Source organism: Rhabdochromatium marinum, assembly GCF_016583795.1.
GTDB classification, from domain to species: domain Bacteria; phylum Pseudomonadota; class Gammaproteobacteria; order Chromatiales; family Chromatiaceae; genus Rhabdochromatium; species Rhabdochromatium marinum.
In genome coordinates this window covers 43,051-57,266 of sequence record NZ_NRRS01000020.1, presented here as the reverse complement: position 1 = coordinate 57,266, position 14,216 = coordinate 43,051, and the positions used below count along the sequence as shown (strand labels likewise).

10 protein-coding genes and 1 pseudogene are annotated in these 14,216 nt (G+C 60.6%); 6 read left to right on the top strand and 5 right to left on the bottom strand.

The window, feature by feature from the left end:
* A pseudogene (locus CKO36_RS08400) lies at positions 1-602 on the top strand (RNA-guided endonuclease IscB); the annotation flags it as partial.
* 88 nt (positions 603-690) lie between these two features.
* Positions 691-2,739 (top strand): methyl-accepting chemotaxis protein, encoded by a 2,049-nt coding sequence (locus tag CKO36_RS08395; protein WP_200283297.1) that lies wholly within the window; start codon positions 691-693, stop codon positions 2,737-2,739.
* 61 nt (positions 2,740-2,800) lie between these two features.
* On the opposite strand, the gene CKO36_RS08390 is transcribed toward CKO36_RS08395, so the two are convergent.
* Entirely contained in the window at positions 2,801-4,606 is a 1,806-nt protein-coding gene (locus tag CKO36_RS08390) for a PocR ligand-binding domain-containing protein (protein ID WP_200283294.1), read from the bottom strand.
* A gap of 74 nt (positions 4,607-4,680) precedes the next feature.
* Between CKO36_RS08390 and CKO36_RS08385 the strand changes: the two genes are divergently transcribed.
* Positions 4,681-5,415: a PAS domain S-box protein gene (locus CKO36_RS08385; RefSeq protein ID WP_200283291.1), complete on the top strand. Its 735-nt coding sequence runs from the start codon at positions 4,681-4,683 to the stop codon at positions 5,413-5,415.
* A 3-nt stretch (positions 5,416-5,418) separates the two neighbouring features.
* Here CKO36_RS08385 and CKO36_RS08380 read toward each other — a convergent pair whose 3' ends face one another.
* On the bottom strand, positions 5,419-7,182 hold the full coding sequence (locus CKO36_RS08380; RefSeq protein WP_200283288.1) for a glycoside hydrolase 5 family protein: 1,764 nt from the start codon (positions 7,180-7,182) through the stop codon (positions 5,419-5,421).
* Positions 7,183-7,684: 502 nt separating this feature from the next.
* Here CKO36_RS08380 and CKO36_RS08375 point away from each other — a divergent pair.
* The 3 genes from CKO36_RS08375 (at position 7,685) to hypE (ending at position 10,195) form a co-directional block, all read left to right on the top strand.
* Positions 7,685-7,939, top strand: a complete 255-nt coding sequence (locus CKO36_RS08375) for a HypC/HybG/HupF family hydrogenase formation chaperone (protein WP_200283285.1) — start codon at positions 7,685-7,687, stop codon at positions 7,937-7,939.
* The gene (gene hypD, locus CKO36_RS08370) at positions 7,936-9,063 is read left to right on the top strand and encodes a hydrogenase formation protein HypD (protein ID WP_200283282.1); all 1,128 of its coding nucleotides are present in this window, start codon (positions 7,936-7,938) and stop codon (positions 9,061-9,063) included. Before CKO36_RS08375 ends, hypD begins: the two co-directional genes overlap by 4 nt.
* Positions 9,064-9,130: 67 nt before the next feature.
* Positions 9,131-10,195 (top strand): hydrogenase expression/formation protein HypE, encoded by a 1,065-nt coding sequence (gene hypE / locus CKO36_RS08365; RefSeq protein ID WP_200283279.1) that lies wholly within the window; start codon positions 9,131-9,133, stop codon positions 10,193-10,195.
* A gap of 15 nt (positions 10,196-10,210) precedes the next feature.
* Here hypE and CKO36_RS08360 read toward each other — a convergent pair whose 3' ends face one another.
* The 3 genes from CKO36_RS08360 to CKO36_RS08350 are packed head-to-tail and all read right to left on the bottom strand — an operon-like array spanning position 10,211 to position 14,207.
* Positions 10,211-12,166: a proton-conducting transporter transmembrane domain-containing protein gene (locus CKO36_RS08360; protein ID WP_200283276.1), complete on the bottom strand. Its 1,956-nt coding sequence runs from the start codon at positions 12,164-12,166 to the stop codon at positions 10,211-10,213.
* An 8-nt stretch (positions 12,167-12,174) separates the two neighbouring features.
* A complete protein-coding gene (locus CKO36_RS19660; protein ID WP_200283273.1) occupies positions 12,175-13,716 on the bottom strand; it encodes a proton-conducting transporter transmembrane domain-containing protein in 1,542 nt (513 codons plus the stop codon).
* Complete coding sequence (locus CKO36_RS08350; RefSeq protein WP_200283270.1) at positions 13,713-14,207, bottom strand: hypothetical protein; 495 nt, start codon at positions 14,205-14,207, stop codon at positions 13,713-13,715. The genes CKO36_RS19660 and CKO36_RS08350 overlap by 4 nt, the downstream gene beginning before the upstream one ends.
* Positions 14,208-14,216: the final 9 nt, after the last annotated feature.

The window sequence follows — 14,216 nt, the reverse complement described above, 5'->3', positions numbered from 1 at the left end:
GGAATCAGCCGATTGAGGTGTTTCTGGCTCATCAACCCGAGCGGTTGCGCCGTATTCAGGCACAGGCCAAGGCCCCGCTTCGCGATGCCGCAGCGGTCAATGCCACCCGCTGGGCGCTGTTTGAACAACTCAAGGCCACCGGCTTGCCCGTGACCACGGGGTCAGGCGGCCAGACCAAATACAACCGTCAGCGCCTTGGGATTCCCAAGACCCATGCGCTTGATGCCGCCTGTGTGGGTCAACTCGATGCCCTGCAGGGCTGGGCCATCCCGACACTTGCGATCAAGGCCACCGGGCGCGGCTGTTACCAGCGTACCCGTCTTAACCGCTTTGGCTTTCCACGCGGTTATTTGATGCGTGAGAAGCGCGTTAAAGGATTCCAGACCGGAGATCGGGTCATCGCTGAGGTGCCAAAGGGCAAGAAAGCCGGAACCCATCTCGGGCGCGTGGCCGTTCGTGCATCCGGGCGCTTCAATCTCCAGACCGCAACGGGTCTGGTCCAAGGGATTTCATACCGCCATTGCCGAGTGCTGCAACGCGCCGACGGCTATGGCTATGCATTCACTCCAACCCAAACGGAGGCAGCGAAACCGGTGGGTTAACCGCGCTACGCGCGGTGCGCTCTACCTCCCCGCCCTGAAGGGCGGGGTTTCTCGCGCAAGACTGATGAAAATAATGAAAAAAAGTCACATGACGCTTAGCACAAAAATCACCCTCGGCTTTACAAGTGTGCTGGTGCTGCTGGTGTTTGGGGTCGGACTGGGAATCCAAAGCCTGATCGCGTCGCTCACCAGCTCCGAACAGGTGGTGCAGGCGGACAACTTGCGCACAGACCTGGTCACCCGCGAGGCTGAGCACCTGAGCTGGGCATCGGCGCTGAAGTCCTTTGTCCTCGACAAGGATGTCAATACACTCGATATCCAGCTTGATCCAACGCAGTGTGCCTTTGGGCGTTGGTACTACAGCGATGCGCGGCAGCAAGCCGAGATGATGTTCCCGGCACTCAAGCCAATGCTGGCAGCGATTGAGGAGCCGCATCGCAAGCTGCATGAATCAGCCGTCGCTATTAATGATGTTTACGAGCCGGTTGACCCGACGCTGACGCAGCAAATCTCCGACATCGAAAATAGCCAGCTGCATTGGGCGATGCAGGTACAGGAGGCCTTGCTCAACGGCGACACCAACCTGAATGTGCAGATGAATCCACGCGAATCTGCCCTGGGTAAGCTGCTCTATGGCCCCGAAGGCGCACGCCTGATTCAAAATGAGCCGCAGCTTGCGGAAATTTTCCAGGAGATCGCAGCACCGCACAATGTCTTGCATCAATCCGCTCAAGACATCCAAACCGCGCTGGCCGAAGGCCATCAATACAGCAGCGACTGGGGGAGTGTAGAGAGCGGCAATGCGGGCGTTGAGAAGGCCCAGGGCATCTATCGCGACGTTACCATGCCGGCACTGGAAACCATCGCTGGCTATTTGCACGACATTATCGAAACCAACGAAGAACGGCTGGATCGTGTGCAGGAAGCGGCATCCATCTACCGCAACGAATCCGAGCCGAATCTGGTGCAAGTGCAACAAAACCTGAGCGCCATGGGCGCTAAACTGCAAGCAGATGCCACCAGATTACAGCAGTCCATGGCTGACTCGGGTCATACCTCGAGTAATCTGCTGATGGGAGCAGGCCTCGTAGCTCTGCTACTGGGGCTGACAGCCGCCATCATGATTGTACGCGGCACTTCACGCCAGCTAGGTGGTGATCCGAGGGAACTCGTCGATGTCGCCGGGCGGCTCGCCGAGGGTGACCTGACGCGTGCGCTGAACGTACGTGCTGGTGACAAGACCAGTGTCATGGCGGTGATGGCGGTGATGACCGACAAGCTCAAGGAGGTGGTGAGCGAGGTTCGGGTGGGTGCTGAAAATCTGTCTTCGGCTTCCAGCGAAGTCAGCTCCACCGCTCAGGCACTGAGCCAAAGCGCCACCGAGCAAGCCGCCAGCGTCGAAGAAACCACCGCCAGCATTGAGGAACTCAATGCCTCGGTGCAGCAAAATACCGAAAATGCGCGGGTGACCAACAGTATTTCAAAAAGCTCGGCTGAGGAAGCCCGTGAGGGCGGTGCAGCGGTCAATCGCACCGTCACGGCCATGAAGGAAATCGCCAGCAAAATTGGCATGATTGAGGAAATCGCCTACAAGACCAATCTGCTCGCACTCAATGCAGCGATTGAGGCCGCACGTGCCGGCGAACATGGCAAGGGCTTTACCGTGGTCGCCGCCGAGGTGCGCAAACTGGCCGAAAACAGCGGCACCACCGCACAGGAAATCAATCAGCTCGCCACCAACAGTGTGTCGATTGCTGAGGATGCTGGGTGCATGTTTGAAGCCATGGTACCCAACATCATCAAAACCGCCGACCTGGTTGAGGAGATCACCGCCGCCTCCGGCGAGCAAGCCTCAGGCATTGCCCAGATCAACGATGCCATGGGTCAGCTCGACAAGGCCACCCAACAAAACGCCTCAGCCTCCGAGCAACTGGCCGCTACCGCCGAGGAACTCAGCGGACAAGCCGCGCAGTTGCAGGAAACCATGGCATTTTTCAAACTGACCGCCGGCAAGCGGTCAGCCTCCAGCCCAGCTGCCACAGCAGCGCCGGCAAGCGCCCCGCGTCACAGCCAAGCGGCTTCTGCGGACGATGAGTTTGGCAGTACCGGACACGAGCAAGACTTCGAGCGGTTTTAGCGAGCGGACCCGCTCCTGGTGCTGGGTGGGCTCGGCTTGCCGCACGGCGACTCAGCCGTTTTCAGTGCATGACAGGATCGATCTTGCCGGTCGGTGCGCGCTGCAACATCAACACCTCGCGCATCAGGTCGAGCAGCGACGAGAGCATCACCGGCTTGGTCAAATAGCCGGCAATCTCTGAGGCTGGCATCCCGGTCTCCTGGGCCTCTTGCTTGGCTGCCGCTAACTCCCGGGCGGTGCCCATGATCACCATTGCCACCGGAGTTTCACCGACGAGCGACCTCATGGTGCGGATGGTGGCCAAAGCATCCATCGCGGGCATCCGCCAATCGACCAAAACCAGGTCGAAAGCTGGAGCCTCTGTTGCTTGAACCCGCTCGATTGCGGTCGCACCACTGAGCACCGCTTCGGCGCCAAAGCCCATGGTCTGGAGGGTCTGCTGCAGGCTGCGACCCGAGGTGGCATTGTCGTCAATAATCAAGAGCTGTCGCGGGAGCAGCACGCGCACCATGGCCTGAGCCAGCGCACGAACATCGGTGGGTTGACGGCCAAGGTGGACCGTGAATTCGAACCGACTGCCCTGACCGGACGTACTCTCGACCCAGATCAACCCGCTCATGAGCTCGACGAGTTTTTTGGCGATGACCAGCCCCAGTCCGATCCCTGAATGACGACGAGATGTAGATGCAGCCATGTCTGCCTGGGCAAAGGGGCGAAACAGCATCGCCTGCTGAACCTCGCTGATCCCGATGCCGGTGTCACGCACGGAACAATGGAGTTCCAGGGCAGAAGCGGAGTGGACGGTATAGGCTTCGGCGCACACCACGACCTCTCCGCCGGGTGCAGTGAATTTCACCGCATTGTCAGCGAGATGGAACAGAATTTGGCCGAGGCGCAGCGGATCCCCCACCAGGGCGGTGGGAATGTCGGGGCTGAGATCGAAAATCAGCTCAATGTCCTTGGCCTCGGCCTTGGGGCCGATGTCATTGGCCAGACGCCCCATGACATCTTCCAACCAGAAATCAATGCGGTCGAGTACCAAATGGCCGATCTCGAGCTTGGAGAGATCGAGGACCGAATCCACCATCGCGAACAAGCGACCGCTCGCCGCGTCGATCTGGTCAAGCCATTGTTCCCGTTGCAGTGCCCCATCCGCGCGGCGCAACAACGCGGAAGTCTCGGTAATGGCATTGAGCGGCGTTTTGAACTCGTGGCTCATCACTGCGAGAAAGGTGCTCTTAGCGCGGTTGGCCGACTCGGCTTCATCCTTGGCCAGGGACAGCTCGGCGGTGCGGGCCTGAACCAACTCGGCCAGATGCGCTTGATGGTGCTGAAGCTCGCGGTTAACGTCAACCAAGTGGATGCGCGCCAAACCCATCTCGCCAATGAGCTGAGCCAGACGGGTTAGGAAGTCCATCATCGAATGAACTTGCGTCTCGGTGAAGACGGGTGCTTCCGCCAGAGTCTTGAGATAAGCCGATTCGTCGAAGCCGAATTCCCGCGCCTGGCGGCGAAAGTAATCGAGATTCGGTGGCTCGAAGAAAAACTGCCCAGTGAAGAAGTTAGCCAGATGCTCACCGCTGACATGGATGGGAACGGCGACATCGACCAAGCCATTCTGACAGCGATAGACATTGTAGCGCTCGCCGCTGTTGAGCCGTCCGGCGAGCATCGTATCGCTCTGGCGGCAGCGGGCAGCCGTCTGAGGACAAACGCGATGAAATTGCGTGCAGATGCGCTGCCAGCCGGTGGCCACCAGGATGGTACCCTCAAGATCCAGGATAGCGGTCACCGCCCCGGTCAGCGCGGTGAAACTTTGGCAGAGCTCGCGCAAGGCATTGATGTCGACGAGATCGGTGAATTTCATGCGGATGTCCCCCTTGCTGAACAGCATAAATCATTGGTCTACAATGATCTCTCGATCACATGAAGAATCAACTAATGAATACGATCCCATCCCTCCCGCCCACCATGGCGCGGGATGTTCTCGGCAGCATCAAGGATGGTGTCATCGCCTTGACCCCCAACGGTCGCATCCTGATGATCAACCCGGTGGCCGAATCCCTGCTGGGCGTGACCGCCCAGGGCGCAGTTGGGCAGACCTTTGCCGACACCTTCCTCAGTTACGATGGGCTGGATGCTTTCAACGACTGCATGCTCGAAGCCATCTACACCCCCGGCACGCCGCAAACCATTGAGCTGACTCTGAAGCCTAGTGGTGTGGAGAAGTTCGTCACTGTGCGCACCAACCTGCTGGTTTCCAGTGACGACGGCCAGATCGAGGGCGTGGTGGCCGTGATCGCCGACATCAGCGAGCGGGTGCTGCGACTGCGCGACCGGCTTGAGCAGGAACAGCTGCGTTCCGCAGCCGGGCGCTTCATTGTCGCGGTGCTGGCCATTTTCAGCGTGTTCACCTTGCTGCTTGAGCCCATTCAGAAGTTCGCCCTGGCCGGTGGGACCGATGTCGGCCCACTGGTAGGCTTGGCGGCCCTCATGCTCACCGCCTTTGGCATCAAACGATGGATCAAGCTGCGTTCGAGTTCTGGGTGCTCGACAATGGTCGCCAACCTAGTTACCACTCTGCCATTCGCAGCGCTACACGCGCATCTGAGTCCAGTGGTTGCGGCCATGGTCATCGTCCCGTCCATCCTCCGGGACGGGACAGTTACGGATTAATCGTCATTCGACAACCAAAGTGGTGGAGTCGAAAAACATTCGGTAGCCCTCCTCGGGTTCTTCCGTAGTGAGCGCGAAGTTGAAGTCATAGCGCCCGGGCGGAAGGCTGCCGCGATAGGCTTCGAAGTTGTCGAGTTGCGACACCGGGCCTTCCCAAGCAGGTGTACTTGGCAAAGCCAAGTTCTGATCTGACGCCCGTTTCCAGTTTCCTGACGGGCTATAGTGGTAGACGTCAAAGTCCTCGGGATCATCACTGCGATAAGCCGTCGCGCCCAGGTACCAGCGTGCCAGGGCCCCCTTGTAGGCATTGGGATTGACGCCTAGCAGCAGGCGGAAGGATTCGCCCGAGCCAATGACAGTCTCGCCGTTCGCTGCCAATTCGAGTATGGCCCCGTTGCCGTCACCCTCTGTCTTGATGTCGGCAAAGCTCTGCGCGAAAACTGCCATTGCTCGAGGTTGTTCGCGCGCGCGCACCGAGACCTCCGGATCAAGGTCGTTGAACAACCGGGAGATGCTGTCATAAGCCGCGCGTGGTACCAGGGTGTCAGCTGGCCAAGGTCGGTTGGCGGCCACGTTCCAATTCTCATCCCAGGGGCGGCTTGGATCCTTGACCACGGCATTAATACCAAACCATTCCTCATCCCACCAGTGACCAGGAAATGAGCCGGTTCCGTCACTGCCGTCCTGAACATTCGGCTCGCAGCTATTGCATCCCTGTTTGTCCCAACCATCAGACCACATGAACAAGGCTCCGCCCGAGGTTAGACCGCCCGTGAGGACGCTGTTATCGGTCATATCCTCATAATGATTAACTAGCCAGTCGGACTGAGCACTGGCACGGTTTGGAAGTTCCGCAGGAATGCCACCTTGGCTATAAGGGGCGTCCGGCTCATGGAATGAGGCTGGTACGCCCCATTCGGTAAAGAGCAGCGGCCGATCGCCATCACGTTGGAATTCGTTCCACAACTCGGGGGTAAAACCGTTCGTGCCATTGCCACGGTAGATATTTAGGCCCCAGACGTCGATGTTCGGCAAGGGCACGCCGTTTTCCTGTGGACCGAGTTCTTTGCCGGCGCGAACCGACGCCAAGCCGTCATCGACGAGGGAGGTAGTGACCAGTTTATCCGGCGCTTCTTCCTTAATGATGCTGCCAAGGCGGTCAAGCCAGGCCCAAAACTCCGGATTTTGAATAGTTGAGCTGTCGTTGAGTTCATTACCGACGATAAAGCCCATTAGTGCGGGATGATCTTTCATTTCGGAGGCAAGTTGGCGATAAACGTCCTCGATTTGCGCCTGGTAGTTGGTATTTTGCCAACTTCCGGACTCAATAAAGACGGTCACTAGCACATGCATGGGGTCGACGCCATTATTCCAAGCCATATCAAGGAATTTTTGATGGCTGAGGGTACGTGTTTTATCGACATTCAGTGGCATGACTTCCCACCTTTCATTGGCCCAGGCCCACATGGCGTAAAGGCGGATCATATTCACGCCTGCGCGGCGCATGGCCGGAAGGTCGCGATCAAGGATGTTTTTCCAGACCGGATTTTGCCCCTCAAAGTTGTAGAAGAAATCCCCATAGGGCATGTCCTTCTGGCGATTGCCGATTGGTAGAGGATAGTAGGCTACGCCTTTGGCGAAGAATGGTTCGCCATTGCGCAAAATCTCGTAGCCATCAGTCGACCATTGAGTGGTGTCCGACCAGGTTGCTGATGCCATGGTGGCAAGAGCAGCAAAAAGGACCCCAGTGATTGGGTGATGTTTCATATGTCCTCCCATTCTCCAATGAAATTGCCGTGTTTTGCTACAGTTCGCTTGTTTGTTAATGGGTTGAGTACCGCCTGAGCCTGGTGTAACCTCGCTAGCGATCGATGAGGCAGGAGCCTGATTTCAGCGACAACTCGCAACGAAACAGGCCATACTAGCTTACCTTGTTGTTGAGTAAAATACTAGGACATACTTCGCAGAAGTAAGCCGCTAAGCCCAAGGCGGTTCATTCGGAAATGAGTATAGGAAGTATAAACGCCATAATCTCAGAGTATCCAAAATGACGATTGATCATTTTGCAATGGCTATCTGTCCTCAGACCATTGATCTGGCTATGCAAAGGCTATGCAAAGCAAACCCAGACATCCGGATCATCCGGTACCCCCTGAAACGCGATATACTCAATAAAACATTGGCTTGATCAACACCAAATCGAGCCGCGCCAAACAAACGTTCACGGTCTGCCACCTACCCGTAACCGTAAAAACCCCGGAGTCTGTTCATGTGCCTTGCCATTCCTGTTGAAGTGCTCAGCATCGACAGCGCGACCGATCAGGCCTGCGTTTCGCTCGACGGTGTGCGTAAGGACGTTTCCCTGGCTTTGGTTGAAGGTGTGGAAGTTGGTGACTATGTGCTGGTTCATGTCGGCTATGCGCTTAATCGCATCAGCCCGGAGGAAGCCGAGGAAACTTTGCGGCTGATGCGTGCCATCAGTGCTTACGCAGAGGACGAGACGTCACCAGGGAGCCACACATGAAATTCGTCGATGAATATCGCGACGGCCCCCTGGCGCGTGATCTCGCCCGCGCCATCGCTGCCGAGGTCCGGCCGGATCGCGACTATCGGCTGATGGAATTCTGCGGCGGACATACCCACGCCATTTTCCGCTATGGTGTGCAGGATCTGATGCCTGGGAATCTGCGCTTCGTCCACGGCCCCGGCTGCCCGGTCTGTGTGCTGCCCATGGCGCGCATCGACCAGGCGATTGCCATGGCCACCCAGCATCCAATCACGCTTTGCACCTATGGTGACTTGATGCGGGTGCCAGCCAGCCAGCGCCAGAGTCTGCTCAAGGCCAAGGCTGCGGGCGCCGACATCCGTATGGTCTATTCCACCCAAGATGCTCTGGCCATTGCCCGTGCCGCCCCCGGGCAGCCAGTGGTGTTCTTTGCCATCGGCTTCGAGACTACCACGCCGCCCACGGCGGTCGCACTCAACACCGCCCGCGCTGAGGGGTTGAACAATTTCTCGGTCTTCTGCAACCATGTCCTCACCCCACCCGCGCTGCGCGCCATCCTCAGCGACAGCACAGAACAAGGTGCGCACATTGATGGCATTCTCGGCCCCTCACATGTCAGCAGCATCATCGGCAGCGAGGCCTATGCCTTTGTTGCCAAAGACCATGGCCTTCCGCTGGTGATCGCCGGATTCGAGCCACTGGATGTGATGCAAAGCGCGCTCATGCTGGTGCGCCTGATCAACCAGGGGGCCAGCGAGCTGCATAATCAGTACCGCCGCGCCGTGAGTCCTGAGGGCAACCGCAAGGCGCAAGCCCTGATGCAGGCGACTTTTGCCCCACGCGACAGCTTCGAATGGCGCGGACTGGGCTGGCTGCCGCACAGCGCCCTGCGGTTGGCCGATGACTACCAGGACTATGATGCCGAGCAGCGTTTTCCGGTCACACTCGGCGACAGCCGCGAAATCCAGGGATGCGAATGCCCCAAGGTGTTGCGTGGACTCATCGAACCGACCGATTGCAAGCTGTTTGGCCACCCCTGCTCACCGGAGAATCCCATGGGCGCCTGCATGGTCTCTTCCGAAGGCGCCTGCGCCGCCTACTGGAGCTATGGCCGCTCTCCGCGCCAAAGCACCAGCACCTGATATCCGCCTTGGCCACCTCCATTCACTCCCGCTGCCCTGCCCTGTTCCCCTGTTAACCGGCTCGCCCATGACCAGCACCGACACCAACAAACCCCGCAGACGCTTCTTCAGTCCACTGGACATGCACCAAGGACGCGTCGATCTCAGCCACGGTGGCGGCGGTCGCGCCATGGCGCAACTGATCGCCGAGGTGTTTCACTACCATCTGAATAACGACCTGCTGCGCCAGGGTAACGATCAGGCACTGTTCGGCCCGCTGCGCGGCCGATTGGTGATGAGCACTGACGGCCATGTGGTCGCGCCCTTGTTCTTCAACGGCGGCAACATCGGCAGCCTCGCCGTGCATGGCACCATCAACGACGTTGCTATGGCCGGTGCCCGACCGCTCTATCTGGCCGCCGGTTTCATCCTGGAGGAAGGTCTGCCGCTGGCGGATCTGGAGCGCATTGTCATCAGCATGGCCGAGGCCTGCAAAACGGCTGGCGTGCCCATCGTCACCGGGGACACCAAGGTGGTCGAGCGCGGTAAGGCCGATGGCTGTTTCATTACCACCACCGGCGTCGGTGAAGTGCCCGAGGGCATCAACATCTCCGGGGAGCGCGCTACCCCCGGCGATGCCGTGCTGGTCAGTGGCACCCTGGGCGATCATGGCATCGCCATCCTGTCGCAGCGTGAGAACCTCGGCTTTGGCACCGACATCTGCTCCGACAGCGCCGCCCTGCATGATCTGGTCGCCGCCATGGTCGAGGCCGTGCCAGAGATTCACTGCCTGCGCGATCCAACCCGCGGCGGACTGGCCGCCACCCTGAACGAACTGGCCGCTCAGGCCGGCGTCGGCATGCAGTTGCGCGAAGCCGAAATTCCGGTCAAGGCCGGTGTGCGCGCCGCCTGTGAATTTCTCGGACTCGACCCGCTGCACATCGCCAACGAAGGCAAGCTGATCGCCATCTGCCCCGCCAGTGCAGCCGAGCGGCTGGTCAACACCATGCGTCAGCACCCCCTGGGGCGGGAGGCCGCCATCATCGGCGAGGTCGTCAAGGACCCACAACAGTTGATCGAACTCGAAACCCCGTTCGGCGGTCGGCGCCTGCTCGACTGGCTGACTGGCGAGCAACTCCCGCGTATTTGCTAGCGGTATTTGCTTGGGCTAACCGGCTCCGAGCGCCCAAACCACCAACAAGATCAAAGTCACGCTCAGGGTCCATGGCGCCAGGCGGGTCGCCACCAGCCCGGCCAATCCCGCCGCCACTCCGTTCATGGCCCGGGCCAGCAATGGCTCCAATCGGCGGCGTTGTCCAGGCAGCGGCACCGCACTGCCAGCTCCACAGTCGGGCTGTAACGGCGCCCCCTGCAACCGCTCGACCCAGCGCCACAGCATGGCCCGCGCGCGCGCAACCGGCTCGGAGGTGCGACGCCCCAGCCACCAAGACAGCGCCAGCAGGGGCAGCAACAACAGCACTTGCCACAGGGTGAGCCAGAACATATTAAAACGTCCTTCCACACCGCCCAGGGTCCAGTCCAGCACTGGAACGCCCAGCGCCTGCTGCATCGCCTCCACCCAACTCATCGCCGGTCCCGGCACCACACCGGCCAGCAGCGTCAGCCCAGACAACCCCAGCACCGGTGCCATCACCCCATAGGGACGGGCGGCACAGGCCAGGCGGCCGCCGCAGGCACGCAGAATAGCTACCAACCGAATCAGTCCCATCAGGCTAAGCAGCGTACCAAGCACTGCCAGTGTCAGCAGCACCCAGCGGCTCCAGCCCAGGCCCGCATCGGTCAGCAAAGCGTCGTACAACAGCCACTTGGACACAAAGCCCAAGGTTGGCGGCAAGCCGACCAGACTCGCACCGGCCAAGAGCGCCGCACCACGCGCCAGCCACTGCAAACCGCCCACTGCCAGCCCGTCAGCCGTCAGCAGAGGCACCGCCACCAGACACAGACCGGCCAACACGGCCTCAGCCAACCCAAGACTGAACAGCTGCAACAGCCCACTGGCAGTACCAAAAGGCCCGCCCAAGAGCACCGCCAGAAGCACCAACCCAGTCTGACTCAGCGCCAGCCAGCTCAGCACCCCACCAGCACTGCCCTGCTGCCTGGCCCGCCAACCCCCAAACAGCAGCAACAGCACCGCCACCCAACACAGCAGGATGCGCAGATTCAACCCATAGATCCACTCCGATCCGCCCAGCTGTGCCAACCACTCAACACCAATGATGCGTGCCAGCAACAAAAGCAGAGCGAAAAACCCCACCCGCGCGGCAATCCCGTGCCAAAACACCGGCACCGGCGGTCGGGCCACACCGGGCTGCCAGGCGAACAGCGGCAGCGCACCCAAGCGCAACCCCAGCGCCCCGAGCAGCAAGACGCCCAGCAGCAGATCCGATCCCAGACCAAGGGTAGGCAGAGACGCCGTCACGCGCGCGAAATCAACGGAACCGGCCGCGCGGAAGATCAACGCCAAGGCTCCAAGCAAGGCCATGCCGCCGGCAAAAGAATAGGCTGCATAGCGAATCGCCGCGCTCAAGGCCAGCCCCCCACCAACCGTCAACAGCAGGAAGAACGACCACACCACCACTTCCCAGCTGACATAGAGCGCGAGCAAGTTGCCGCTGCCAAACAAACACAAACTGCTCAGCACTGAGAGCGCCAGCGCCACATGGAACAAATGCCAGATGCCGGGCGTTGCCCCGTCCAGCGCGCCGCCTCCAGCCGCATCAGAACGCCAAGTCGACGGCGCCAGAGCAAACAAACTGCATACAAAAGCCGCTCCGATGGTCAGTATGGCGAAAAACCATGACAGGCTGTCATAGCGCCACAGCAGCGGCTGCCGCAAAACCCGCAATGCAAAAGACGCCACCAGCGGCTGCCCGGTCAACACATCTGCCTGTGCCAGCGCCCAAAACTGCACTCCATAGCCAAACGCGAACAAGGGCGTGAACAAACGCCAACGTCCCAGCACCAACGCCAGTATCAAGGTGGCCACAGCGGCCAAAAACATAAAATCCAATGACGACAAGGCCTGCCAGGTCCCGCCCGCCGCTACAGAGGCAATCGGCTGGGTGGGCCAAGGCAACGGCAACGTGACGCTCTCCAAGCTCATGCTCAGGCTCATCCCCAGCCTCCCGCATCACAGCACCCGGATACCCGCTGCGCGAGCAGTGGAACTACCAGCCGATTCAGATCCTCAGCCACCGGCCCAATCATCAGGGTCGCCACCAGCAGCAACACCGCCACCAGCAGCTGATAAGCGCGCGCCCAGGGGCCGGACCGCAGCAACGACGGCAGTCGATCAACCCGTACCACACCCAGCGCCGCATCCTCCTGCAGCGCCGCAGCGCTGTCCTTCGCTGCCCGTGCGTAGCCAATCCGCATCAGCCGCAGCCAGGCCGCCGCCTCCACCGCCGTCACCAGCAAATAGGCCAACACCACCAGCATCGCCTCGGCGCCCTGATATTCCGCCAAACTCATCAGCAACATCAACTTGGCCCAGAACCCTGGCAAGGGCGGCACTCCGACCAGCGACGCGGCAAAGAGCACCAGCACCGCCGCCGTCCAGGGCATACGCCAGGCGATAGCGGTTAGATCCGTAAGGCGCCCGCGCCAGCGATGCGCCAGCACAAAGAGCGCTGACTGAATCAGCAAAAAATGGAACAGCAAGGCCAGCGCTGCAAACAATCCCGCCGGCCCAGGCAGCGAGAAGCCCACCGCAATTCCCCCGATGGAGGCCAGGCTGAGCTGCATCAAAAACGCAGGAAAATCGTCGGCGCGCCACATCCCGAAGGCCCCGGCCAGTGCCGACAGAATACCCACCACCCTCAGCACATCGGCGCCAGCCAGCTCGCCACCTGACAGCACCCGCGCCAGCGCCACCAGCGTCAGCGCCGGTACGGCCCCACTGAGCAACGCCAACACCCGCGCCGGCGCCGCCTGTCCGACCGCCAGTCCCCAGGCATTCAGTGGAAAGAGTCCCGCTTTGACAGCCAACCCCAGCACCAACAGCCCGAATCCCAACCGGCTGAGGACATCGCCATCAGCCGACCCCTGCGCGACAGCCGCCAGGCCGGCGGGAGTCAGCGATGCTGCCGTTATCTGAAGCAGCCCCAGTCCCACCACCGCCAGCACAGTTCCGACCGCACTCCAACGCACAACCCCCAGCACCGCTACCAGTGATCGCAGGCTCCGCTCCTGCACCAGCAGCGCCGCAGTGGCCAGGATGCAGAGTTCCACAAACAACCAACTGACCCACAAATCCCCGGCCAAGGCCAGTCCCACCAGCCCGGTTGTCAGCCACAGCAGCGCGGCATCCCGACGCACTGGATCAAAGTCATCCTCGCGGCGCGTCCAATTCAATAACACCAGCGCGAGACTCACCAGCGCCAGCACCAGTGCCAGCGGATCAACCCTAAACAGCAGTTCCAACGGCGCCCCCTGTGCTCCAAGCGCCAGTTGTACAGGCGCAACCCGCACCACTGGCAGCAGCGCCGCCCCCAGCAGCGCACACCCCACCAAGCTGAGCGGCCCGAGCACGGACGCACCACGAGCGGATAAGACAGCCACCGGACGCAGCGCCAGCGCCGCCAACGGCGGCCCTAACAGCAGCGCCAGAACCAGAAGCGGCGCATCAGGCCGCGTGAAATCCCAGGCCGTCACGAGTGTTCTCCCGTGGCACTGGTTGATGCTTTCGCGTCGGTTGGCACCTTCGCCTTGGCAGGGGACTCCTCACCAAGTATCGCCTGCCACTCAGCCGCCGCCAGAGCTGCCAAGCGCGATGGCTGCAACGCCCCCGTCCGCTGCTTGAGCACCAGCAACACCGCCACCAGCATCACTTGCCAGGCCAATCCAAGTAGGATCACCGCCAATCCCAGGCCATGCAGGCGAGCCATACTCCCCTCGGCGGCCGCCGCAACCGGCTGCAGATGCAACCCAAACAACGTCAAAGCTTCTGACGGCCAGGGGCCAATGCCCGCATGCAGCGCCGCCAGCTCGACCAACAGCAGCAGCCCGCCAGCCTGTATCAGCACCATAGCCGTCAGCCAACGTAGCGGATCCCGTAACCATAACAGCCCCACCCCACCCAGGCTGATCAACACCACCGGCACCCCCAGCACAAGACCGCTGATGAACACTGCATTATCCCCCAAAACGCAAGA